The organism is Asanoa sp. NPDC049475 (assembly GCF_040676915.1).
Taxonomy (GTDB): Bacteria; Actinomycetota; Actinomycetes; order Mycobacteriales; family Micromonosporaceae; genus Asanoa.
Window position 1 is genome coordinate 40852 of sequence record NZ_JBFAPY010000005.1, and the last position, 22239, is coordinate 63090.

Consider the following 22239-nt stretch of genomic DNA (forward strand, 5'->3'; position numbering starts at 1 on the left):
CGGTCCTGGCGGGACCGGCCCGTGGCCGTCAGACCTTGAACGCGCCACCTCGGGTGAATACGACCTGGACCTCGCCGGTCGCCCGCAGCACGGTGCGCCGGTCGCCGGTCACCGGGTCCAGCGTCTCCAGCCGGGTGGTCATCCATTGTGAACGGTCGTCGTTGGCGCTCAGGATGAAGCCGTCCGCGCCGACCGCGATCAGTTGGAAGACGTGCTGGACGTTGTCTGTCGTCCCGGTCGCCGGGGTAGGCAGCTGGAATCGCCGCAGCGGCAGGCCGGTGCCGGGGTCGACCTCGTAGACGTCGCCGTACGAGTACGTGAACTCGCCCCCCGAGACGGGCACCTTTGGCTGGAAGACCAGTCCGCCGGTGTCCGGACGGACGCTGATCGCCTCGTCGACCCCACCGTGCCAGCCGACCGGGTCGGTCAGGCCGAGCGTGTTCGCGAGCACCGAGATCGAGCGGCTCGTCCGGTCGACAGGGTCGACGAAGCCGACGCCGAAGCCGAGATGGCTGAGCGTGAGTGGAAGCGTCCCAGGCGGCGGAGCGGGCGACTCGGTGGTCGCGGGCAGGTCCGGCTGCGGGGTCGCCGACGCGTCCGACGTCAGCCCGGGGATGGCGCTCAACGGCACGTCCTGCCGGACGGTGTCCAGCCGCCGGGGCATCAGCACCAACTCGCCGTCGGCGGACATCCCGCGTGGCGACCACCACGCCGGGTCGGGCACCGGCACCGTTTGGCTCCTGGCGTCTTCGGGCCGGTAGACGGTCGCGACCTCCGGCGGCCGAACGTCGGGCTGACGCCGCGCTAGCACGGCCAGCGTGCCGTCGACCGACCACCCGGCGACATCGCTGTCCACCACCTTGCGGGTCCGGCCGTCGACCAGGCAGTGGAGCACCAGGTCGCCGCTGGACTCGTAGGCCAGCCAACGTCCGTCCGGTGACATCCCGCGGGCGTCGCCCGGAATCCAGTAGCTCTTGCCGTCGCTGGTCAGCAGACTCTGGGCCTGGCTGCTCGACGTGCGGTAGACCAGCGCACCCGGGCCGACACCCCGGCCGGTCGGCAGCGCGGGTTGCTGGGCGGGATCCGACGGGACCAGCGTCGGCGGCAGCCAGTCGAGCCGACCCGCCGTGGCCGGCCGGGTGGCGTCGACCGTCTCGTAGCCCGGTGCCGGCGTGCCGCGGTCGCTCGTCACCGCCACCGCCCCCGTTCCCGCGGCGAGCACGGCCACCGCGGCCGCGACGCCCCGTGTGACCAGGTTGTGCCGCCGGGCGCGGCGGATCGCAACCGCGGTCACGTCGTAGTGCTTGGCCCGCTCGGCCGTCTCGGTGAAGTGCTCCCTCAACCCGGTCATCGGCCGGCCTCCTCAACGGTCAGCTCGGCCAGATGTGGGGCGATGACCCGCAAGCGGCCGAGGGCATACGCGGTCTGGCTCTTCACGGTGCCCTCGGTGACACCGAGGATCTCGGCGGCGTCGGCCACCGACCGGTCGTCGTAGAAACGCAGCACCAGCACCGCCCGCTGGCGCGGGCTGAGCCGGGCGAGGGCCGCGTCGACGGCCAGCCGGCGGGTGGCGTCGTCGATCGGGTCGTCGGGCGCGGGACGGTCCGGCACGTCGCCGAGCGACCACTCACCGCGCTTGCGCCACAGCGAGATGGCGGCGTGGTAGATCGCCCGGCGGACCCAGGCCTGCGGTTGCTCGTACCGCCGGATCCGGTGCCATCTCTTCGCGGCCTTGAACAGGGCGGTCTGCAGCAGGTCCTCAGCCGCCGCGTGGTTGCCGGCGAGCACGAAGGCCAGCCGCGACCACGCGCCGTTATGGGTCTCTACGAACTCACGGAAGCCGTCGAAGCCGGTCACACCCGTAAACACGCGACGGCCCCCGAACCGGTTGGAACGAATCTCTCACTGCACGGCCCCGTCGCGGGCCTTCGGCGGTGTCCGGGATCGTTCGAGGTTGTTCGAACATCTTGGGTCGTCGATGAACTCTGGCCGACCATTGTGGGCGACGGCCACTGCGGTCGTCCTCGACGGAGGTGTGTGGATGAAGAAGTCGCGTTGGTTCGGTGGTGTGCTGCTGGCGACCGTGCTCACGGTCACCGGGCTGGTGGGGGTGCCGGGAGCCGCGATGGCGGCCAACGAGTTGCAGGCCTACTCGGCCGACGGCTACGACCAGGGTTACGGATCGGCCTACTGGAGCAACAGCGGGCAGTACTCGACCTTCATCGTCTGCGACAACGGCAAGGCGGACGGTCACCGGGCCGTCGGCTACATCTGGTGGCAGGGTGGGCCGGGCTACATCGAGCGGCACGCCGCCGGCGGCAGCGGCACCTGCTCGCCGTCGGTCAACGTCTACGTGCCGAAGGATCGCTGGGTCGTGATGCAGGTCTGCGAGCGCAACGGAGTCAACGGCTCCGACGTGCGCTGCGGCACCCTGGTCGAGGGCATCGCCGGACGGTGAGTGACGGCCGGCCGGAGGCGACTCCGGCCGGCTACAATCCTGCGATGCCTGCGGCTCTCGCCTCTCGCGCAGGTTGGTTGACCGGCTCGCTAGGCCGGGATGTGTTCGCCGTCCGTCTCACGTGGGGTGTCGGCGGTTCCAGCTATGTCGGCGAGGCACGGATGGTCTATGACCCGAAACGCAAGGTGTACGCCTATCGCCTGCCCGCGGTCACGCGCGATCGGATCGGCGACAGCGCACGCAGCATCGGCCTCCACGTCACCGTCGACTCGACCGCCTACACCGAGCCGCCGACGGCGGCGTACGTGTCCATCGTGAGCCATTGCCTGCTGCCCCCGCCCTAGGTCTCGAAGTGAGGGCGGGAGCGAAGCGACTCAGTCGCGCGCCGTGGTCACCCCTGAGGGCCAATCATTGGCGCCAATGGAAGCGTCCCGCGTTCGACCGCGACCTGACCGAGGTCGGGGCACGAGGCCGCGAACGTCGAGCTCGTCCCAGAGCGCCGCAGGGACAGGCTCTTTGAGACGGTCGATGTTCTGCCGAAGCTGATCTGCCGTGTCGGCGCCGATCACGATCGATGCGACGCGCGGATCGAGCAGGGGATACCGCATCGCGGCCGTAGGCAGCTCGACGTCGAAGGCGGTGCAGACATCCGCGATGGCGCGGGCGCGCGCGAGGACGCTGTCCGGGACGCTGCCGTAGTCGTAGCGGGCGTCGGGGTGTGGCGTCTGGGCCAGCAGCCCGCTGTTGAAGACCGCGGCGGCCACGATCTCGACATCGTGGGTGTCGCAGGCGGCGATCAGCTCGGGACGCGCGCGCTGATCGAGGAGGGTGAACCGGTTGGCGACCATGACGAGGTCGGCGAGACCGCTGAGGACCGTGCGCAGCAGTACGTCCACGCCGAGCGAACCGGTGCCGATCGCGGTCACGAGGCCTTCGTCGCGCAGGCTGGCGAGCGCGTGCAATCCGCTGTCGGTCGAGTCCTCCACGCCCGAGCGGTCCGGGTCGTGAACGAGCAGGATGTCGACTCGGTCAAGGCCGAGCCGGGTGAGCGACTCCTCGACGCTGTCGCGGATTCCCCGTTCGGTGTAGTCGAGGACGCGGTGTAGGCGGGCCGGCACGGCGAAGCCCTCGTCGTCGTCGCTGACGCCGTCCCATCGCGGGTTGTCTCGGATCAGTCGGCCGACCTTTGTGGACACGATGAACTCGGCGCGGGGCTTGGTCGCCAGGAACCGACCAAGTCGCCGCTCGGACAGGCCCAGCCCGTAGTGCGGCGCCGTGTCGAAGTAGCGGACTCCGGCCTGCCATGCGGCCTCGAGCGTCTCGGCGGCCTCGTCGTCGGTGCGCTGGCGGAACAGGTTGCCCAGCGGCGCGCAGCCTAGCCCGAGTGTCGGCAGGTTCAGCCTCACCGTTCCAGCCACCCGCCGTCGACGGTCACGGTGCTGCCGTTGACGTAGTCAGAAGCAAAGCTCGCGAGGAAGACCGCGGTGACCGGCTGGCCGACCGACCAGCCGGTGACGTCCGGGCCGAGGGCCGCGACGCGGCCCGACATCTCGTGACCGATCACCTGTGGGGCATGCACCCGGTGGTCCATCGCGCCGTGCAGGATGTGCAGGTCGGTTCCGCAGATGCCGCTGTAGGCGACCTCGATCCTGACCTCAGCCGGGCCGGGTTCGATCGGGTCGACGTCGACGACGTCGATCTGACCCGCTGCGATGTATCGCGCGGCGCGCATGGTCGATCCCCCTGTCTAGAGAGTGAGGCGGTACGTCTCGATTGCCGTACCGGCCATGACCCGATGGCGTTCTTCGGCGGTGTAGCCGCCAAGCGCACGGTCCACCACGGTGAACCAGCGGTCGTATTCGGTGGCGAGAGTGGCCACCGGCCAGTCGCTGCCGAACATGCATCGCGCTGGCCCGAAGACCTGCAGCGCGTGGTCCAGGTAGGGCAATACGTCCGCGGGTTGCCAGCGGCGGGGAAGAGCCTCCGTGGTCAGACCGGACAGCTTGCATCTCACGTTCGTCAACGACGCGAGCTCTCGTAGGTGAGTGCGCCACGGGTCGCTGCGGCGATCCCGCACCGGCGGCTTGCCGAGATGGTCGAGCACGAACGTCACGTCGGGCGTTCGTCTCGCCAGGTCCGTGACCTCGGGCAGTTGCTCGCTTCGCACGCACAGATCGAAGGTCAGGTCATGGGCGGCCAGCAGGCGTACGCCCGTGCGGAAACTGTCCGTCGAGGCGAATCCCGGGCTCTCGTCCTGGATGTTGCGGCGCACGCCGGTGACCCGTGGCCGAGCCGCCAGGTCCGCCAGCGTCGCGGCTGCCGCCTGACCGTGTTCGACGGCTGCCTGCGCCACGATCGCGAGCAAGGCGACCGGCGATCGGAGGGATTCGACCCAGGCGACTTCATTAAGCGCCGCTTGGGGCGCGGCGCCGGCCTCCACGAACACGGCGCCGTGCGGTCGAGTCTGATCGGCGACCAGATCCGACGGTAGGAAAGGACGCCGCAGGGCGGGCACCGCGTCGAGCCAGGGATAAGCCAGCAGGCGGGGATCCCACATGTGTAGATGAGCGTCGATGACGACCATGCTCGGCACCTCGTGTGTCAGGACGGCTCGGGGGGTTCGGTGGGGAGGTGCTCGCGCAACCAGGTCTCGGTCGTGGTGACATGCATCAGTGCGGCGGCGTGGGCGAGCACCGCGTCGCGGGCGACGAGCGCGCGCAAGATGGCCTCGTGCTCGGCCACGGTCCGTTCGGCGACGTTGGCGTCGACCAGACCTCGCCACACCCGAGCTCGGACGGTGAGGTTGGCGATCCCCTCCAGCAGGATCGTCATCGTCTCGTTGCCGGTCGCGGCCACCACGGCGCGGTGGAACGCCGCGTCGTGGAAGTTGAGCTTCTCGACGTCGTCGAGCGAGGCGCGCATGGCGTCGAGGTGCTCGCGCAGCACGGCCAGGTCGGCCGGGGTCACGCGGGTGGCCGCGAACGCGGTCGCGGCGGGCTCGAAGACCCGCCGCACCTCGGTCACCTCGATGATGTCGTCGCCGCGCAGCAGCGCCACGGCATCGCTTACCCCTTCCAGCAGCAGCCGCGGTTCGAGCGAGGTGACATACGTGCCGCTGCCGTGACGCACTTCGAGCACCCGCGCGGCCTCCAGCGCCTTGACCGCCTCGCGTAGGAGATTGCGGCCCAGTCCCAGCTCTGCGGCGAGCTGCGCCTCCGGCGGAAGCTTGGCGCCCGGCGCCAGCTCCCCGGTCTGGATCAACTCGCGGATCTGCGCGATCGCTCTATCGGTCAATGACACCGGCCAGTCCCTTCGGTAGCGGCGCCACACTAACAAGTACATCCCATGTCCAGTAACCCCCGAGAAACGTTCCTCAGGCGACGACGAAGATAGTCGCAGGTCAGAGCGCTGCGCGCGACGAGGGGTAGACACTTGTAACTTCGACGTCTATAAAGTGATCCCATGTCAGCGCTAACATCGACGGGCCCGGCAGGATCGACAGACGTGGCCGGCGACGGTCCTGCTCTGGACACGGAGGTGATCTCCGCGCTGGAGACCGCGGACGTGCGGTTTCCGACGTCCGCACACCTCGACGGCTCCGATGCGATGAACCCCGAGCCGGACTACTCGGCTGCCTATGTCATGTTGCGGACCAGCGGTGGCGGCGTGGGATACGGCCTCGCTTTCACCGTCGGGCGCGGCAACGACGTCCAGGTAGCCGCGATCGAGGCCCTCGCGCCGCTGGTGGTCGGCCTGCCGGTCGCCGACGTCCTCGACGATCTTGGCGGCTTCTCCCGCCGGCTGACCGGCGACAGTCAGCTGCGCTGGCTCGGGCCGCACAAGGGTGTCATTCACATGGCCGCCGGCGCGGTCGTCAACGCCGCATGGGACCTCTACGGCCGTCGCGTCGGCAAGCCCGTCTGGCAACTGCTGGCCGACCTGACCCCACAGCAGATCGTGAACCTCGTCGACTTCCGATATCTTTCCGACGCGCTGACGCCCGCCGAGGCGTTGGAGATCCTGGAGCGGGCGCGGGAAGGCAGCTCGGCCCGCCGGGACGAGCTGCTGCGCGACGGCTACCCGGCCTACACCACCACACCGGGCTGGCTGGGCTACAGCGACGACAAGCTCGTGGCGCTGGCGCGCGAGGCGGTCGCCGACGGCTTTCGCCACATCAAACTCAAGGTCGGCGCCGACCGGGACGCTGACGTGCGACGCATGCGGATCGCTCGCGAGGCCGTGGGTCCCGACGTGCGCATCGCCGTCGACGCCAACCAGGCCTGGGGTGTGCAGGACGCGATCGACTGGATGCGGGTGCTCGCACCCTACGACCCCTACTGGATCGAGGAGCCGACCTCGCCCGACGACGTGCTTGGCCATGCCGCCATCCGTCGGGCGGTCGCACCTGTGCGGGTGGCGACCGGCGAGCACACCCACAACGCCGTCATGTTCAAGCAGCTGCTGCAGGCCGGCGCGATCGACATTCTCCAGCTTGACGCGACGCGCGTCGCCGGGGTGACGGAGAACGTCGCGATCCTCTTGCTGGCCGCCAAGTTCGGCATCCCTGTCTGCCCGCACGCCGGCGGCGTCGGGTTGTGCGAGATGGTGCAGCACCTCGCGATGTTCGACTACGTCGCGGTCAGTGCCAGCACGCAAGACCGGGTGGTCGAGTACGTCGACCATCTGCACGAGCACTTCGTCGATCCGGCCACCATCGTCCATGGCCGATACATCGCGCCGCGATTGCCGGGCCTGAGCGCGCAGCTGAGGCCCGCTTCCGTCGAGGCGTACCGCTTCCCCGACGGACCACGGTGGGCGGCGACGGACCCAGCCGACCCTCTCGACCCCTCGAACCAGATTGGACCGCGATGAAGGCACAAACCATCGCGGCCGGTACGGCTCTCGCTCTGTGTGCCGTCCTGGCCGCCGCATGCAACCGGGCTTCCGACTCAGGTGACGGCGCCGGCGCTGCCGGCGCGCCGGTCATCGGAGTGGACTACCCGCGGTCGGACACCGACTTCTGGAACTCCTACATCGAGTACACCCCGAAGATGGCCGCCGAGGTCGGCGTCGAGATCAAGACGACGAACTCACAGAACGATGTGGCCAAGCTCGCGTCCAATGTGCAGACGCTGGTGAGTCAAGGCGTCAAGGGCATCGCCATGGCACCGCAGGACACCGCGGCCATCGCGCCGACACTGACCACGCTGGAAAGCAAGAAGATCCCGGTGGTCACCATCGACACCCGCCCGGACCAGGGCAACGTCTTCATGGTCGTGCGGGCAGACAACCGCGCCTACGGTGAGAAGGCCTGCCACTTTCTCGGCGCCAAGCTCAACGGCGCCGGCAAGGTTGTCATGCTCCAGGGCGATCTCGCCTCGGTCAACGGGCGCGACCGGACCGAGGCGTTTAACGAGTGCATGAAGGCGAAGTACCCGAACATCACGGTGTTCGGCGAGGCGACCAACTGGGACGGGGCCATCGCCTCTCAGAAGCTGCAGACCCGCCTCACCGAGCACCCGGACATCAAGGGCGTCTACATGCAGTCCAGCTTCGCGTTGGCCGGGACGCTCCAGCTGCTGAAACAACGCAACCTGCTGGTGCCGCCGAGCGACCCCAAGCACGTCTTCGTCGTCTCGAACGACGGCATCCCGCAGGAGCTCAAGGAGATCGCGGCCGGGAACATCGACGCCACCGTCTCACAGCCGGCCGACCTCTACGCCAAGTACGCGCTCCAGTACGTCAAGGCCGCGATCGACGGAAAGACCTTCAAGCCCGGCCCGACCGACCACGACAGCACGATCATCGAGGTACGTCCGGGCGTGCTCGAGGACCAGCTGTCCGCACCGTTGGTCACCTCGGACGGCGGCACGTACGGCGAGGTGCCCAGTATCAAGCCCGACGACACCTCGCTGTGGGGCAACAACATCAGCTAGCCACGCCACTGTGAACGAGGGCAGCCAACGATGACCGACAGGCCGGGATCCCCCACCCCGACCGCCAGCACTGGCAGCGGTCGGACCCACCAGGGTCCGGCCGCCGCCCAGGCGGCACACGTTTTCAAGCGCTACGGGTCCACCGTCGCGTTGCACGACGCGTCCATCACCGTCCACCCAGGCCAGACGCACGCGCTGGTCGGGCGCAATGGCGCGGGCAAGTCGACGATGGTGTCGATCCTCACCGGCTTGCAGCCGGCGGACAGCGGCACGATCACCTTCGCCGGAGAGCCCGCCCCCCGGCTCACCGATCGTGACGCGTGGCGGCGCCAGGTCGCCTGCGTCTACCAGCGCTCGACCATCATCCCCGAGCTCTCGGTGGCCGAGAACCTCTTCCTCAATCGGCAACCGCGGCGGGGCCGACTCCTGCGTTGGTCGACGCTCTACGCCGACGCGGAGCGCGTCCTGCGCACGTGGGGCGTCGACGTGGACCCACGCCGAGCGGCGGCCGACCTCGACATCGAACGACGACAGTTCGTGGAGATCGCCCGCGCGCTCTCGTTCGGAGCCAGGTTCATCATCCTCGACGAGCCGACCGCTCAGCTGGACGGCGCTGCCATCGAGCGCCTGTTCGGCCGGATCCGTGACCTGCAATCGCAGGGTGTGACGTTCCTGTTCATCAGCCACCACCTGCAGGAGGTCTACGAGATCTGCGACACCGTGACGGTCTTTCGCGACGCCCGGCACGTGCTGACAGAGGCGGTCGTGGACCTGACCCGCGCTGACCTCGTCGCGGCCATGACGGGAGACGCGGCGGGCCAACGCGAGAGCGGGGCGCGCCCCGCGGCGGCACCCGACGCCCCACTGGCCTTGGAGCTGCGTGAGCTGAGCCTGTCCGGCGCGTTCGAGAACGTCACCGCACAGGTCCGCGGGGGAGAGGTCCTCGGTCTGGCGGGCGCCGCCGCCAGCGGCAAGGCGGAGCTCGCGGAGACGGTCGCGGGCCTGCGCCGTGCCAGCGCCGGGAGTATCGCCGTCTGTGGTCGATCACCCAGGCCGGGTGACGTCGGTGCCGCTCTGGCCGCCGGCGTCGGCTTCGTGCCGCAGGACCGCCATCACGAAGGGCTGGTCGGCGACATGTCGATCGCCGACAACGCCACCCTCACCATCCCGCGCCGCCTCGGCCCGGCCGGCTTCATCAACACCGGCCGCCGTACCGCCATCGCCCGTCGGTTGATCGGCCACCTGGCCATCAAGAGCTCCGGTCCCGAGCAACCGGTGTCCGACCTCTCAGGTGGCAACCAACAGAAGGTCGTCATGGCGCGAGCCCTGGCCAACGACCCCCGCCTGCTGGTGCTGATCACGCCCACAGCGGGCGTCGACGTGCGGTCCAAGGAGTTTCTCCTCGACAAGGTCGAGGAGATCGCCGGCGCCGGAGCGGGCGTCGTCATCGCCTCCGACGAGCTCGACGACCTGCGAATCTGCGACCGGGTCATGGTGATGTTCCAGGGCCGCGTCGTCGCCGAAATGCCCAGCGGATGGCAGGACCGAGACCTGGTCGCCGCCATGGAAGGACTCACCCCCGATGCCTGACACCACGACAACAAGCGCCGCGGAGGTCGCCGCCGCTGCGCAGGAGCCCGAGGCCACCGAGCGGAGGACGGCCGGGCGGATCGCCCTCGCCCGGCTCCGTGACCTCGCGCTCATACCGGCGGTCATCGTCATCGCCGCGGTCGGACAGATCGTGAGCCCGGTCTTCCTGACCACCGACAACCTCATCAACATCTTCCAGACGATGTCCGAGATCGCACTGCTCGTGCTGGCCCAGACGCTCGTGCTCGTGGTCGGCAAGATGGACCTGTCGTTGGAGTCCACGTTCGGCCTCGCTCCGGGCATCGCGGCTTGGATGACCGTGGCCGCTGGTGCGGGGCATGGGCTCGGGCTGGTGTCCGGCGCCTGGGCGATACCGATCACCCTCGCCGTCGGGGTGGCCATCGGCTTGGCCAACGCCCTGCTGATCGTGCGTTTCGGCCTCAACGGCTTCATCGTCACCCTCGGCATGTTGATCGTGTTGCGTGGGCTGCTCACCGGCATCTCCGGCGGCCAGACGTTCTTCAACCTCCCGAAGTCGATGCTCTACCTCGGCACCACCTCCTGGCTCGGCCTGCCCGCGTCCATCTGGATCTGCCTGGGCCTGTTCGCCGCCGGCATCGTCGTGCTCGGCTACACCCGATTCGGCCGCTCCCTGTACGCGATCGGCGGCAACGCCGACGCGGCGAAGGCGGCGGGCATCCCGGTCAACCGGGTGCTGTGGATCGTCCTGGCCAGCGCCAGCCTGCTCGCCGCGCTCGGCGGCATCATGCTCTCCGGCCGGCTCGCCTCGGTGGCCGCGGCGCAGGGGAACGGGGCGATCTTCACCGTCTTCGCCGCCGCGGTCATCGGCGGTGTCAGTCTCAACGGTGGTAAAGGAACGGTGTTCGGCGCCTTCACCGGCATCCTGACGCTGTTCCTGATCCAGAACGTGCTGACCTTGGCTGGAGTTCCGGCCCAATGGATCGGAGCACTGAACGGCGCGATCATCCTTGTGGCGCTGGTGCTGTCCCGGATCGCCGGGGGCAAAGCGCAGGAATGACAGGCATGGCCGCCCTGACGTCGGGCGGCTTGGCTGGCAGCTCGAACTCAGCACAGGCCTGACCGTGCACCTTCACCTGTGGGTCGAAGCCGGGCGGGCGCCCGCCGCGGCTGCCATGGCCGACGGCTGGCGGGCGCGCGGCTCCTGGTCGTGGTGGTGGTGGTGCTGCCGCCGACCGTGAGCAGAACAAGGTCTTTCGCGCCTGGGCCAAGAAGGAAGGACAGGACCTCTCCGACCGGGGCCGGATCCCCGCGGGAGATCGTCGACGAGTACCACGCGTGGGCTGGCCGCTGACACAGCGCGTCCATGACGGCGACGGGGGCGGACATGGCTTGACCCACATCCCGGGTTAGTGCCTCGCTCGCTTGTCGGTGCGAGCGGTCACGCCGGCCGTGATCTGCGATGTAACGACCTAGCTGGCTCATCGAGAGGCGCTCAAGTGCACACCAGACGCCCAGTTCGAGCGAACCGAAGAATCGGCTCCACGTTTTCCCGCAGGTCAGGTGCCCAACGACTGAGGGCTGCTAGCTCAACTGGCAGAGCAGTGGACCTTTAACCCACAGGGCGTCCACGAGCGCATCGCGTTTACCAGCCAAAACGGCACACGGGATCATCCATCGTGGACCTGATACGCTCCTGAAGGTGTCGGGTGTTCGTGTTCTGTCGACGTATTGCCTGGTCAACCCTGGTCCGTACGAGTCCGGCCGCGTCCCCGTGCAAGTCGAGTTGAGCTCTCGCCCTCATACCACTTGGCGCCGACCGCAGGCGTCCGACCACGCTGGCGGGAACCTGCCGTCGAGGGCGCGGCGTGACGCCCGCTCATGGCCGATGAGCGGATATTCGATCTTGACTGATTCCAATGTCGTTCCGCCAGCGCGTCACGTCGCTGCGGCTGCTGGGACGCGTCAACGGACCGTGCGCGTGATGTTCAGCGGCGCGCTTACCCTCGGCGCGGCGACGGCATTTGTCGGCGATCTCCGGTTCACGCACCGCCGCCAGGGTCGCCTGCGCCACGCTCGCGCTGGTGTGCGTACGGATCCTGCATTCCCCCATGAGCCAGGAGACCCTCGGCGGATCATGAGCCTCTCAATGATCCACGCGTCAACGGGCCGGCAGCGCCGGTCGTATGAGGGTGAAGGCGCGGTCCAGCAACGCTGCTTGGTCGGCGGTGCCGCCGGAGCGCAGCCACTCATGCGAGACGGTGTCCAGGGCAGCGGTGGCGGCGTTGGTCAGCAGGTCCGCGGTGAACGCTTCGAGTCCCGCGTCGGGCCGGTCGCGCAGCGCGTCGCTGACCTGCTGCCGCCAGTGCGCGCGTTTCTCGTGCAGGCGTGCGCGCAGTGACGGTGTCGATTCGATCAGCCGGAGGCTCGCCAGCGCCTGCTCGGACGCGTGGATTTGCTGCTGCCACCGGCGCAGCACCTGGTGCAGCGAGTGCCACGGGTCCTCGTCGCCCGGACGGGCGCGGATGTCGTCGACGACCTGCTCGCCGGTGACGTCGACACCGCCGAAGACCGCGTCCTCCTTGGCCGGGAAGTAGCGAAAGAAGCTCCGCTTGGTCAGCCCAGCCGCTTGGGCAATCTCCTCGACGGTGGTCTGGTCGAAGCCCTGCTCGGCGAACAGCCGCAGCGCTACGTCAGCGAGCTCGGCCCGCACCGCCCGCCGCGTACGCTCCCGCAACCCAGTCACGCACCGAAGTCTACTTCACAACATCAGATGACGAACATGTCACCCGGTGTCGTATAGTGGCCGCCATGACAGAGCCTCTGCGTGGCAAGACGGTCCTGGTGACCGGCGGCACCGGCGGAATCGGCAAGCAGACCGCGCGAGGGCTGGCCCGCCTCGGCGCACGAGTCCTGGTGGTCGGACGCGACCCCGATCGGGCGCGGAACGCCGTCAAGGAGCTGCGCCGCGACACCGGCAACGACCAGGTGGACTCGCTGACCGCGGACGTGACGCGTCAGCGGGACCTGCGCCACTTGGCCGACCAGGTGCAGGACCGTCACGGGACCCTCGACGTACTGATCAACAACGCGGGCGTGACCATGGCGAGGCGGGAACTGACCGAGGACGGCGTCGAGACCGCCTTCGCCGCGAACGTGCTGGCGCCGTATATCTTGATCCACCGGTTGCTGCCGGCATTGTCCCGCGTGACGCCGGCCCGGGTCATCAACATCACCGGCGGCGTCCCACGCGGCCGGATCGACCTGGACAACCTGCAAGGCGAGCGATCGTACGTCGGGCTGTCGTTCTACAACCAGACGAAGCTGGCGCTGATGGCGATGAGCTACACATTCGCCGAGCGCCTGCGCGGCAGCGGAGTAAACCTCAACGTGGCGTATCCCGGACACGCATACACGCCGATGAACCAGGGCCTCACCGTCGACGCGTACCCACCCGCAGCACGCCCGATCGTGCCGGTGCTACGGCTGCTGATGCCGGTCCTCTACGGACAACGCGCCCTAATCAAAGCCTCCCGCTCCAGCATCTACCTGGCATCGAGCCCTCACGCCGCCGACCTACACGGCACCTACGTCAACAGCAAATGCCAGCGCAGCCCATGGCCCACCGCAGTCCTCGATCAACGCAACCGCGACGCCATCTGGACACTTTGCGAAAATCTAGCCAGCTAACGCGTGTGACGGCGTCGGCAAGACGAAGGAGGCCATCGTCGCCGTCGTGAAGGAGTGCTCGCAGCCCGCCAAAGCCCACGCTCTCGTCAAACTCCACGACGCCGCCGCGCCCACCACGGCCCACCTGCACGACAGCACAGGCAGCCGGTCCTGATGTGCTGCACGGCGGTCGCGCTGCTCGGGCTGGTCGCGTCGGGGACGGTCACCCAGCGAACTCGAGGCGCCTAACGAGGAAGTCGTCCACGGTTTGTTGATCCTCGGGCGAGAACGCCGCCCGCGGCACCGGAATTTGGCTCATGCTGTACTTCAGCAGCCAGGTGTGGCGTCGCCGCCGAATCCGGGTGATGCCGGACCAGTCGATCTGTGTTCGGCTGCTCGCGGTCTCGATGTCGACGCCCGAGGTGTTCACCTCGTATGGAGTTATTGCGGCGAATATCCGTCGGTGGGGACCCGGTAACCTCGCGAGAGTCGGCGCTGGCGATCAGTGTGTATGCGGTGCGGTCTCGCCGGCTGGTGACGACTCAGCGGTCCGGTGGCGTGTGGACGGCGGAGATCACCGACGCCGGCCGCTTCTACCTCGAACACGGCCGCTACCAAAAGGCTCCGGCGCGGCCGTCGGCCCGGAAGATCAGGCCGTCGCCGAAACGGCGCACACGAAGCTAGGCCCGGCCCCAAGACGTCAGCCACGACCTGCCATGACGGTGCCTCCGCCCAGCGCAGCTCCCACAGCGGTAGCGGCGAATCCTCCAGAGTCTGCAGAACGCCTTCTTCTGCGAGGTTCAGCCCTTCCTCGTCGTTCATGGCGCCCGATCGCCAACGAAATCACGGACGGAGCATCCCCCGCTAAGAGCTATGCCGCCGGCAACACCGTAAGGACTCTTATGCAGCGGCGGATGACGGGCTGCCGGGTTTGGGCCTCCTGGCTCCCCTCGCACCTCGGCGCCGGCTGCCGCTGCGATTGGGCGCAACCAGCTTCCTGCGCAGGACACGCCGCCGACCGACCTGCTGTACGCCGTCCGGCTGGCCGCCGCTGGCGACTCCACGCTCGTGCCGACCGTGACCGTCAGGTCATCGCGCGGCTCCCGCGCGGGGACGACGGCGGCCGACGCCGCCGACAGGCGCTGACCCGCCTCGAGCTGCTGACCCAGCGGGAACGGGACGTGCTCGTCGAGGTCGGTGGTGGCCACTCCAACGCGGAGATCGCGTCCACCCTGCACATGAGCGAAGGGACGGCGAAGGCCCCCGTGACGCGCCTGTTCGACAAGCTCTCCACGACCAACCGTGTCCAGCTGGCTATCGTCGCCCTCCTAGCCGGACTCGTCGACTAGCCGTATCGCCCAGAAGCCGAGCGTGCGTTCGGGGCTCACGAGCCACGCCACCGAGGCCTTAGCATGATGGTTGTCGATGACGGGGTGGCTCGTGTCAGTGATCTTGCTGGGGTCGAGGCGGTAGGCGTGGCCCACGTCGACGCGGCATGATCGACGCACTCCATGCCATCAGCATCCGATACGGGGGCACGTCGATGACTCACGGACCGGCCGGCGCCAGCGTCATGCGCTACTTCGAGATGTGGAACACCGGCGACACCACGATCGCCGACCAGATCCTGCACTCCGACTGGATCGACCACGCCCACCCCGAGGTCACCGGACCCGCCGCCGTCAAGCAGGCCGTGCAGGCTATCCGAGCTGCCCGTCCGGACCTGCGTTTCACTGTCCACACCATCCTCGGCGACAACGACCTCGTCGCCGTCGTGGGCTCCGTCGGCCAGCCCCAAAAGCGCACCGACTCGCCCGGCCACATCATCTGGCTGGTCCGCCTCGTCGACGGTCTCATGGCCGAGATGTGGACCTATCAACAGAACGAGCCGTCGCATTGAGGACCTCATCCACCGGTATTTGAGCTTGACCCCGTTCGCCGGACGCATCAGGTGGGCTCAGCTTCGCCGGTCAGGGGCGGCGTTCGGCGTCTATGAGCCCGCCACGGCATGTGGCGATCATGTCCGGTCCGACATCGGTTTGTGTGAACGGCGTTGAGTCACGGCCGGGGCAGGGCGCCGGAGGAGCCGTGCGCGCCGTGGAAGGCGTCTGCGGTGGGCTGGGTCAGTTCGCCGACGATGCGGCCGTCGGCGAGGAAGACCACCGAGTGGGCGTAGGCGGCCGCGGCCGGGTCGTGGGTGACCATGACGACTGTCTGGCCTTGGTCGCGGACCGCGGTGGCGAGCAGCGTCAGCACGTCTCGGGCGGCGCGGGTGTCGAGGGCGCCGGTCGGCTCGTCGGCGAAGATCAGCGCTGGCGAGCTGGCTAGTGCTCGAGCGATCGCGACTCGCTGCTGCTGCCCGCCGGAAAGCTGCGCCGGCCGGTGCTGCATACGGTCGCCGAGGCCAACCTGGGTGAGCAGCCTTGCGCAGTGCTTCTTGTCGATCTTTCGGCCGGCCAGGCGTAGCGGTAGTGTGACGTTCTCTAGGGCGGTCAGCGTGGGCAGCAGATTGAACTGCTGGAAGACGAAGCCGATCCGGTCGCGCCGGAAGCGGGTGACAGCCGCCTCGCTTCCCTTCGGAATTGGCTGGCCCGCGATCGCCACGGTGCCCTCGGTGGGCCGGTCCAGGCTGTTTCTTCACCCTCAGCGTGCACGCTGGCGCGGACGCATGTGGCGCCTCGCCCACCCATCGACATGGTTCTAACACCGCTCACCCACCGCCTTCACCACGTCAGAACCCCGTGCTGCCGCGTAGCCCGCGCGGGGTCGAGTATCGGCACCTGGTTCGCCGAGCGGGCATACTCGGCGACGTGCGCTCGCCGCTGCATACCTTCGCTGGGCTGTTGGACCGTTCCGTGCAAGAGATTGCGGCCCTGTCCGCGGATGCCCGGGCGTTCGACTGTTCCCGGATAGGCCGTATCGCCGACATCTGGGACAACAACACCTTTCCGTTGCTGAATGCCGCGTGTGCCCCGGGGCCGCTGCGGGACGAGCACGCGCGGGCTGGTCTGTTGTGGATGGCCGCGCTCGGCCCCGCGCGCCGTCAACTGATGGTCGACCTGGACGCGTCGCTTCACCAAGAGTTGCCCGCCGCCACGGCCGAGCCTTCGGTCGTTCGCGATTACCGGGGATGCGTCCGTCCCGGCTTCTTCCCGGTGACCGCCCAGATCATCAACGCCGTCGGCGCCGACTACGACCTGGCGAACGCCAGCGTGCGTTCGATCGCGGTCCGACCCGCGGGCACGCAACTGCAGGTCGACATGACGGTCGCCGCGCCGCGCCGGTTCGTGCCGAGCATGGGCCGCGTTGCCCGGGACGGATCTCGGAAACCCTGGCCGCCGGCACCGCTGCACTTCAGGTTCCTCAGCGTCCGCGACCTGCGCTTCGACGCCACCGACCGGATCGGCCTCGACATCGTCGCTGCCGATGCCACGGTCACCGTCGCGATCGGCAGGAGCGGAACCATCGTGGCCAGCAGCGCCTCGGTGTGGCCGGACGACCCGATGTGGCACGAGTCCGCGGCCGGCCGCGCCGCCGACTCAACAACTCCTCACGAACGCCCTGACTGGCCTCAAGCCGTCCCCCTCTCGTTGACGCCGCAGCAGCAGGCGGCTGCCCGTGCGCTCATGATGCTGATGGTCCAGATCCGCTTGGTCAGCTACTACCCCGACCTGGCCGCCACCGTCCCCGTCCGGGAGATCTGCCGCGTCGCGGCCGGCGCTGGTAGCGCAGTCCTCACAGCCGGCGCGAAAAGCAAACGCGCCTCGGACCTGGCGTTCGCGGAACTCGTCCACCGGTGGCGACCCCTCCCTGCGGCGACCTCACCCACTCCAATCCCCTCAGGATCGGCGATGATCCGCTACTTGCGGTACGACGAACCGCACGAGGATGACGACGACGTTCGCGCAGGCGGCGTCACACTGGTGACGGCAGCCCCTGAGACAGACCCAACGGCCCCGTGGAGACTTGCCAGTGAGGAGCTGACTCGACCAGCTAGGTTCCGCGTCACGACAGCCGCGTTCACCAGCGTTCGTGACATCCGCCGCGAGGCAGAACTGCTCACCGTCGACGACGACCTCGTCGTACAGGCAAACAGTTGAAGTGATCGTCGTCGTCAGCCAGCTCCACGACGTCGGCCAAGTGCCACCGGACATTGGAATCGCGTCCGCGACGAGCTCGGCCTACCACCGCCGGGCATGCCTGGCTGGTTCTGGTACCGCCGACTCGGGACGCACAGCGATCCGGGCCGGTCCGGGTCGTGGATTGGCCTGGTGGTCGAAAGCGCGGACCACGACGACGGTCAGCTCCCGCCGGCTTCCGTACCAACCAACGCAGGTGCCGCATTCGTCGCTCGGGAGGCGGGCACGAGGCCAACCGACTGTGCGACGTTGGCGGCATGTCCACTCCGCGAAAGGGCCATGCCGTGTAGGCGCCCCGCGCAACTCCGCGCCGACTCGGTCTATCGGCGGCCGCTTGACGGAACAACCTCCGTCGTGCCTGGGCTCTCGCCTTCGGGTCTGATAGCCATCGCCTACCTCGAACGCAGCCGTTGTGTGAGCAAGGATCCTGGATGTCGCCGTCGCCGCTCTGCCCCGCCTCGACGCGCGCCGCCTGCGTAGGCAGATCGCCGCCCCTCGATGACATGTGGTGACCGGCGCGCTAGCGGTGCGGGGCGGCTGCCCTGCGGCTGTCGGCGCCGATCTATGCGCGACGGCTTGTCGTCGGCGCCAAGTCCCGCGATCAGCACAGGACCAGGTTCCCGGGCTCCCCGGCCGACGACATCCCCTTCATCAGGAACGCACGCGGCGCGAAACCTCAATTGGGGCGGCGCGCTGCTGATGCTGGTCGCAGCGTTGACTGGCGGCCCGGGTCAGGGGCGATCCTGTCGCATCGTGAGGACGCCGTGAGCGCAGTCGAGGATGGTCTCATCGAGCGGGCGTGGCTGCCAGTCGAGGTCGCGGCGCGCTTTGGTGGTGTCGAAGTGTTGCTCGCGGCCCAGGTCCGGGAGGATCTGACGGAGACTGGGCTGGACCAACGACAGGGCGCGTACGGCGGGGTCCGGCATGGTTTTGGTTGGCACCTTTTCGGCGTGGTCGCCGAGCCCTTCGCGCAGCACGGCGGCGATGTCCGCGAGCCAACGGAAACCGGCCACCGCCGCATATCGTTGACCGGCGGCGACCGGTTCGGTGAGCGCTGTGACGTGCAGAGCCGCGATGTCGCGGACGTCGACGACCGGGAAGCCTACGTTGGGTAGCCGCGGCATCGCGCCGTTGAGCATCAGTGCGACCGGGGTGACAGAGTACGAAAGCCGAGGTGTGGTCGGGGGTCCGAGCATGGTGCCGGGGCAGATGACGGTCAGCTCGGTCCGCAGGTTGGCGGCCGTCTGCCAGGCGGCGCGTTCGGCCAGGGTCTTGCTCCGTACGTAGGCGCGCCGCCCGAGAGGATGGGACACGTCTGTCCATTGTGCCTCATCGTGCGGGCCGTCGCCGGACCGGTATGCGATGGCCGAGGTCGAGGAGGTGACGACCACCCGCCGGACCCCTGCCCGGTCGGCGGCGGCGAGTACCCGGATGGTGCCGTCCCGCGCCGGGCGGAGCAGGTCGTCGGGATCGCGGGGTGGGCGTCCGGGGAAGGGTGACGCCACGTGCAGCACCCCGACGCACTCGCGCACGGCCTCGTCCCAGCCGCCTTCCGCGGTGAGGTCGGCCGTCACGAACTCGAGCGTGTCCAGCGTCGCGGGGTCGAGGTGCGCCTGTGGCAACAACGCGCGTAGGTGGGCGCGGACGCGCTCCGTGTCGCCGGCGTCGCGGACGGTCGCGCGAACCGGGTGACCACGGCGTCGCAGCTCGATCACGCACCAACCCCCAAGGAAGCCGGTCGCCCCCGTGACCAGGACCCGGCCCGGCGAGGGGGTCATGACGGCCGCCCACAATCGGCGCTGGCAAGAGGGAGGAAGCCGTAGTCCGCGATCGCGTCGCTCGCCGCAGGGCTCTTGCACAGCCAGCTGCCCGGGCCGGCGAAGAGCCGCTCGATTCGCGGCGGAACAGCGCCGGAAGCGTCGCGCAACACGACCACGTACTCCGTGATCCGGAAACTCTCTGGAGCGCTCGGGATGCCGCGCACCTGCCCGACGTTGATCTCCACGCGGCGGGTCACCGGGTTGAAGACGGTGGCCGGGATTCCGTTGATGTCGCCCAGGACGAGGTCGCCGTGCTCGTCGCTGTGACCGTAGACGGCTTGGCCGATGTACTTGCCGACCGCGTAGAAGACCAGCGCGTTGCGGTTGCCGACCAGCAGCGGGTCGGTGCCCTGGTCCTGCTGGACGGTACGCACGCACGAACCGATCGCGGTGACCCCGCCCATATGGCCCAGCAGTGCCAGCAGGCCCGGACCCACCTCGGGCAGGAAGACGTCGATCGCTTCGGCGCTGGTCCCACCGACCTGCTCCCAGCGGGTGGCCCGGCACTCGATGATCGCGCGTAGCTGATCGATCGAGAGCGCCGCGGGGGCGTTCGACCGCCTGTTGTGTGCGTAGGTGATCGCGTCGCGGGCGATCGGGAGGAACACGGAGTTCGGCGGAGCGCCCGGCGCGCGGGGGGCCAGCGAGCGCGCGAAGTCGACGCACGCGCGGCCATCGGCTAGCACCTGCCTGGTGGCCAGCGCCGCGATGCCGGGCGAGGAGCCGTTCGGTCGCGCGATCGGGTCACATCCCGCCTTCGGGACGATCGGCGAGGACCCTGTCGCCCGCCAACTGCCCAACGGCGCGGCTCGGCCGAAGGAGCGGTTGTAGTCGGCGGCGAGCCGCTCGAAGAGCGTCTCCGTGGTGTCGCTGCCGACGCCGATAATGGCCTGCTCGTGCGCGACGACCCGGGTCGGCGGATCGGGCGGCGGGTCGGAACGCGGCACGGCGGAGGCGGCACCGGAGGTCGTCGGGATGGCCAGCATGGCCGCGACAAGCGCGGCTATGAGCGTGAACCGTCGCATGAGACTAGGTTGACAGTGTAAATGTACGCTGTCAACCTACGGTCGGTTCTACGATCTACGCTGTGAGCGCCGCAGCACAGTCACGCAACCGCCGAGGTGAAGGTGAGCGGTTACGAGACGCTCTGCTCACGGCAGCCGCCGACCTGCTGTCCGAGGACCCGGACATCGACCATTTGTCCGTACGCACGATCACCGCGCGCGCCGGCGTCACCCACACCGCGATGTACCTGCACTTCGCGGACAAGCAGGCGCTCATCGAGGCAATGAAGACCGCCTGCTTCGCCGAGCTGACGCAGGCGCTCACCGACGCCGTCCACGATGTACCGGACGACCCTGTCGCCGGGCTTCGCGCGGCAGGCGAGGCCTACCTGCGCTTCGGGGCCGCCAGACCTGGCCACTACGCGGTGATGTTCCACAGCGCCCGCGCGGGGGTCGCCGACACGCCGGACACCGTGCGCTCCGCCGGAATGCGGGCCTTCCATCAACTCGTCGACCTCGCCGCAGCGGTGGTCGGCGAAGCGGATGCCCACGACGCTGCCACCAACATGTGGCTCGCCCTGCACGGCCGGATCACCATCCGCCGCAGCATGCCGTGGTTCCCCATGTCCGACGACATCACCTACGTCCGAGAACAGGTCAACGCGCTCACCCAACGACGGCCCCGGACAGCACCCGTAACACACGAATAGACGCCCGCGATGGATCGTTGGTTGACTTCGGCGAGCTGCCGTCCGCACCAGCGCGGCAGCTTTCCTGCAGATGCTCGAGTTCCTGAGTCCGACCGGGCGTTCCTGGTCTCCGACGTGACCGCCGGCGACGCCGGTAACAGCGAACGCCTCGCGTTCGTCTACGACACCCAACGCCTCCAACCGTCCGGGCTCGCGTGCGAGATCGTCCTGGCCGCCGCGGACGAGACTCTGTCCACCGGGCAGGCGCTACGCCAGTTCGCCCGCACCCCGTACGCGGTCAGCTTCGCCCGCGGACGTGCGGTCGTCACTGACGGTTCTGCGTTGTGGCGAGCAGGCTATCGAGGTCGCGGGCCAGAGTCTTCATCTCCTCGCCGGCCTCGACCACGAGCACCACCCGCGCTGACCAGGCATCCGTGGCGTACGTGCGGGCGTACCGCCGCACTGTGATCGCTAAGGAGACGTGTCGACGGCCGTCACCCACCCGACAGCCACGATGATTCGTTTCGACCCGATCCGCCTGTTGGGCCTGATCACACCTCTGGCCACCCAACAGGGGGCTGCGCTTGGGAGAATGGAGTCGCTCCGTGCGGCGCCCAACAGAGCAGGTCTCCGTCTTGTTGGGTGGCCTTGCCCAGCGTTGCCCGCCAGGGCTCCCCGCCTGATCCCCCAGCGGACAGCGCCGGCCGACGATTCCGGGACGCCAGCAGACGCACCTGGCCGTTCGGACGCAGGCGGTCGGCAGCCAGGTCGGAGATACCCCCGGCGCGTGACGACGAGGTCGCGTGCGCATCGGCGGGTCGCTGGCGAAAACGATGGGAGGTGCGCAGGTCGGCGGACTTCGAACACGCGCGCCGTCTCGCTCATCTCCTCGCCGTTGTCCGTGTGCCCTGCCGGATGTCGTCGCGTAGCACGGCGTAGGCGCTTGCCACGTGGC

22 protein-coding genes and 2 pseudogenes are annotated in these 22239 nt (G+C 68.9%); 12 read left to right on the forward strand and 12 right to left on the reverse strand.

The genetic code is table 11. The features are described 5' to 3' along the window. Nucleotides 1-28: 28 nt before the first annotated feature. Nucleotides 29-1351: a hypothetical protein gene (locus AB0J88_RS20130; protein WP_364353111.1), complete on the reverse strand. Its 1323-nt coding sequence runs from the start codon at nt 1349-1351 to the stop codon at nt 29-31. Then, a complete protein-coding gene (locus AB0J88_RS20135; RefSeq protein WP_364353114.1) occupies nt 1348-1869 on the reverse strand; it encodes a SigE family RNA polymerase sigma factor in 522 nt (173 codons plus the stop codon). Before AB0J88_RS20135 ends, AB0J88_RS20130 begins: the two co-directional genes overlap by 4 nt. A 172-nt stretch (nt 1870-2041) precedes the next feature. Between AB0J88_RS20135 and AB0J88_RS20140 the strand changes: the two genes are divergently transcribed. Both AB0J88_RS20140 and AB0J88_RS20145 read left to right on the forward strand, forming a co-directional pair. After that, nucleotides 2042-2458 (forward strand): hypothetical protein, encoded by a 417-nt coding sequence (locus AB0J88_RS20140; RefSeq protein WP_364353117.1) that lies wholly within the window; start codon nt 2042-2044, stop codon nt 2456-2458. Between the two features lie 44 nt (nt 2459-2502). Then, on the forward strand, nt 2503-2802 hold the full coding sequence (locus AB0J88_RS20145) for a hypothetical protein (protein WP_364353120.1): 300 nt from the start codon (nt 2503-2505) through the stop codon (nt 2800-2802). Nucleotides 2803-2832: 30 nt separating this feature from the next. Here AB0J88_RS20145 and AB0J88_RS20150 read toward each other — a convergent pair whose 3' ends face one another. The 4 genes from AB0J88_RS20150 to AB0J88_RS20165 are packed head-to-tail and all read right to left on the reverse strand — an operon-like array spanning nt 2833 to nt 5758. Further along, a complete protein-coding gene (locus AB0J88_RS20150; RefSeq protein ID WP_364353123.1) occupies nt 2833-3864 on the reverse strand; it encodes an aldo/keto reductase in 1032 nt (343 codons plus the stop codon). Further along, a complete protein-coding gene (locus AB0J88_RS20155) occupies nt 3861-4190 on the reverse strand; it encodes an alcohol dehydrogenase catalytic domain-containing protein (protein ID WP_364353126.1) in 330 nt (109 codons plus the stop codon). Before AB0J88_RS20155 ends, AB0J88_RS20150 begins: the two co-directional genes overlap by 4 nt. Nucleotides 4191-4205: 15 nt before the next feature. Then, nucleotides 4206-5042, reverse strand: a complete 837-nt coding sequence (locus AB0J88_RS20160; protein WP_364353129.1) for an amidohydrolase family protein — start codon at nt 5040-5042, stop codon at nt 4206-4208. Nucleotides 5043-5059: 17 nt separating this feature from the next. Further along, on the reverse strand, nt 5060-5758 hold the full coding sequence (locus AB0J88_RS20165) for a FadR/GntR family transcriptional regulator (RefSeq protein ID WP_364353132.1): 699 nt from the start codon (nt 5756-5758) through the stop codon (nt 5060-5062). 162 nt (nt 5759-5920) lie between these two features. Between AB0J88_RS20165 and AB0J88_RS20170 the strand changes: the two genes are divergently transcribed. The 5 genes and pseudogenes from AB0J88_RS20170 to AB0J88_RS20190 form a co-directional block, all read left to right on the forward strand. Beyond that, a complete protein-coding gene (locus AB0J88_RS20170) occupies nt 5921-7330 on the forward strand; it encodes an enolase C-terminal domain-like protein (protein ID WP_364353135.1) in 1410 nt (469 codons plus the stop codon). Next, nucleotides 7327-8394 (forward strand): sugar ABC transporter substrate-binding protein, encoded by a 1068-nt coding sequence (locus AB0J88_RS20175; RefSeq protein ID WP_364353138.1) that lies wholly within the window; start codon nt 7327-7329, stop codon nt 8392-8394. The genes AB0J88_RS20170 and AB0J88_RS20175 overlap by 4 nt, the downstream gene beginning before the upstream one ends. A gap of 30 nt (nt 8395-8424) precedes the next feature. Next, entirely contained in the window at nt 8425-9984 is a 1560-nt protein-coding gene (locus AB0J88_RS20180) for a sugar ABC transporter ATP-binding protein (protein ID WP_364353141.1), read from the forward strand. After that, nucleotides 9977-11023, forward strand: coding sequence for an ABC transporter permease (locus tag AB0J88_RS20185; protein WP_364353144.1), 1047 nt, complete (start codon nt 9977-9979; stop codon nt 11021-11023). The genes AB0J88_RS20180 and AB0J88_RS20185 overlap by 8 nt, the downstream gene beginning before the upstream one ends. Nucleotides 11024-11151: 128 nt before the next feature. Next, nucleotides 11152-11317, forward strand: a pseudogene (locus tag AB0J88_RS20190) (histone-like nucleoid-structuring protein Lsr2); the annotation flags it as partial. Between the two features lie 807 nt (nt 11318-12124). On the opposite strand, the gene AB0J88_RS20195 reads toward AB0J88_RS20190, so the two are convergent. After that, nucleotides 12125-12709 carry a TetR family transcriptional regulator gene (locus AB0J88_RS20195; protein ID WP_364353147.1) on the reverse strand — a complete coding sequence of 195 codons (585 nt, stop codon included), beginning with the start codon at nt 12707-12709 and terminating at the stop codon, nt 12125-12127. 98 nt (nt 12710-12807) lie between these two features. Here AB0J88_RS20195 and AB0J88_RS20200 point away from each other — a divergent pair, with 98 nt between their 5' ends. Beyond that, nucleotides 12808-13653, forward strand: coding sequence for an SDR family NAD(P)-dependent oxidoreductase (locus AB0J88_RS20200; protein ID WP_364353149.1), 846 nt, complete (start codon nt 12808-12810; stop codon nt 13651-13653). A 202-nt stretch (nt 13654-13855) separates the two neighbouring features. On the opposite strand, the gene AB0J88_RS20205 is transcribed toward AB0J88_RS20200, so the two are convergent. Further along, a complete protein-coding gene (locus AB0J88_RS20205; protein WP_364353152.1) occupies nt 13856-14062 on the reverse strand; it encodes a YcxB family protein in 207 nt (68 codons plus the stop codon). A 484-nt stretch (nt 14063-14546) separates the two neighbouring features. Here AB0J88_RS20205 and AB0J88_RS20210 point away from each other — a divergent pair, with 484 nt between their 5' ends. Both AB0J88_RS20210 and AB0J88_RS20215 read left to right on the forward strand, forming a co-directional pair. Then, nucleotides 14547-14981 (forward strand): LuxR C-terminal-related transcriptional regulator, encoded by a 435-nt coding sequence (locus tag AB0J88_RS20210; RefSeq protein WP_364353905.1) that lies wholly within the window; start codon nt 14547-14549, stop codon nt 14979-14981. A gap of 194 nt (nt 14982-15175) precedes the next feature. After that, the gene (locus AB0J88_RS20215; protein ID WP_364353155.1) at nt 15176-15532 is read left to right on the forward strand and encodes a nuclear transport factor 2 family protein; all 357 of its coding nucleotides are present in this window, start codon (nt 15176-15178) and stop codon (nt 15530-15532) included. Nucleotides 15533-15690: 158 nt separating this feature from the next. Here the strand turns inward: AB0J88_RS20215 and AB0J88_RS20220 are convergent. Beyond that, nucleotides 15691-16260: pseudogene (locus tag AB0J88_RS20220) on the reverse strand (ABC transporter ATP-binding protein); the annotation flags it as partial. A gap of 182 nt (nt 16261-16442) precedes the next feature. Between AB0J88_RS20220 and AB0J88_RS20225 the strand changes: the two are divergent. Further along, complete coding sequence (locus AB0J88_RS20225) at nt 16443-17732, forward strand: hypothetical protein (RefSeq protein ID WP_364353158.1); 1290 nt, start codon at nt 16443-16445, stop codon at nt 17730-17732. Between the two features lie 770 nt (nt 17733-18502). Here AB0J88_RS20225 and AB0J88_RS20230 read toward each other — a convergent pair. After that, nucleotides 18503-19549, reverse strand: coding sequence for an NAD-dependent epimerase/dehydratase family protein (locus AB0J88_RS20230; RefSeq protein WP_364353161.1), 1047 nt, complete (start codon nt 19547-19549; stop codon nt 18503-18505). Continuing rightward, nucleotides 19546-20616 (reverse strand): substrate-binding domain-containing protein, encoded by a 1071-nt coding sequence (locus AB0J88_RS20235; RefSeq protein ID WP_364353164.1) that lies wholly within the window; start codon nt 20614-20616, stop codon nt 19546-19548. The genes AB0J88_RS20230 and AB0J88_RS20235 overlap by 4 nt, the downstream gene beginning before the upstream one ends. 62 nt (nt 20617-20678) lie before the next feature. On the opposite strand from AB0J88_RS20235, the gene AB0J88_RS20240 reads away from it, so the two are divergent. Beyond that, entirely contained in the window at nt 20679-21305 is a 627-nt protein-coding gene (locus AB0J88_RS20240) for a TetR/AcrR family transcriptional regulator (RefSeq protein WP_364353167.1), read from the forward strand. 304 nt (nt 21306-21609) lie between these two features. Here the strand turns inward: AB0J88_RS20240 and AB0J88_RS20245 are convergent, their stop codons facing one another. Next, nucleotides 21610-21786 carry a DUF6228 family protein gene (locus tag AB0J88_RS20245; protein WP_364737945.1) on the reverse strand — a complete coding sequence of 59 codons (177 nt, stop codon included), beginning with the start codon at nt 21784-21786 and terminating at the stop codon, nt 21610-21612. Nucleotides 21787-22239 lie beyond the last annotated feature (453 nt).

Bases quoted from the DNA above. Each gene is read 5' to 3' on its own strand.
- AB0J88_RS20160 (WP_364353129.1), bottom strand. From the start codon at position 5,042: ATGGTCGTCATCGACGCTCATCTACACATGTGGGATCCCCGCCTGCTG.
- AB0J88_RS20185 (WP_364353144.1), top strand. From the start codon at position 9,977: ATGCCTGACACCACGACAACAAGCGCCGCGGAGGTCGCCGCCGCTGCG.
- AB0J88_RS20130 (WP_364353111.1), bottom strand. From the start codon at position 1,351: ATGACCGGGTTGAGGGAGCACTTCACCGAGACGGCCGAGCGGGCCAAG.
- AB0J88_RS20180 (WP_364353141.1), top strand. From the start codon at position 8,425: ATGACCGACAGGCCGGGATCCCCCACCCCGACCGCCAGCACTGGCAGC.
- AB0J88_RS20170 (WP_364353135.1), top strand. From the start codon at position 5,921: ATGTCAGCGCTAACATCGACGGGCCCGGCAGGATCGACAGACGTGGCC.
- AB0J88_RS20155 (WP_364353126.1), bottom strand. From the start codon at position 4,190: ATGCGCGCCGCGCGATACATCGCAGCGGGTCAGATCGACGTCGTCGAC.
- AB0J88_RS20235 (WP_364353164.1), bottom strand. From the start codon at position 20,616: ATGCGACGGTTCACGCTCATAGCCGCGCTTGTCGCGGCCATGCTGGCC.
- AB0J88_RS20210 (WP_364353905.1), top strand. From the start codon at position 14,547: ATGACGGGCTGCCGGGTTTGGGCCTCCTGGCTCCCCTCGCACCTCGGC.
- AB0J88_RS20175 (WP_364353138.1), top strand. From the start codon at position 7,327: ATGAAGGCACAAACCATCGCGGCCGGTACGGCTCTCGCTCTGTGTGCC.
- AB0J88_RS20145 (WP_364353120.1), top strand. From the start codon at position 2,503: ATGCCTGCGGCTCTCGCCTCTCGCGCAGGTTGGTTGACCGGCTCGCTA.
- AB0J88_RS20140 (WP_364353117.1), top strand. From the start codon at position 2,042: ATGAAGAAGTCGCGTTGGTTCGGTGGTGTGCTGCTGGCGACCGTGCTC.
- AB0J88_RS20230 (WP_364353161.1), bottom strand. From the start codon at position 19,549: ATGACCCCCTCGCCGGGCCGGGTCCTGGTCACGGGGGCGACCGGCTTC.
- AB0J88_RS20215 (WP_364353155.1), top strand. From the start codon at position 15,176: ATGACTCACGGACCGGCCGGCGCCAGCGTCATGCGCTACTTCGAGATG.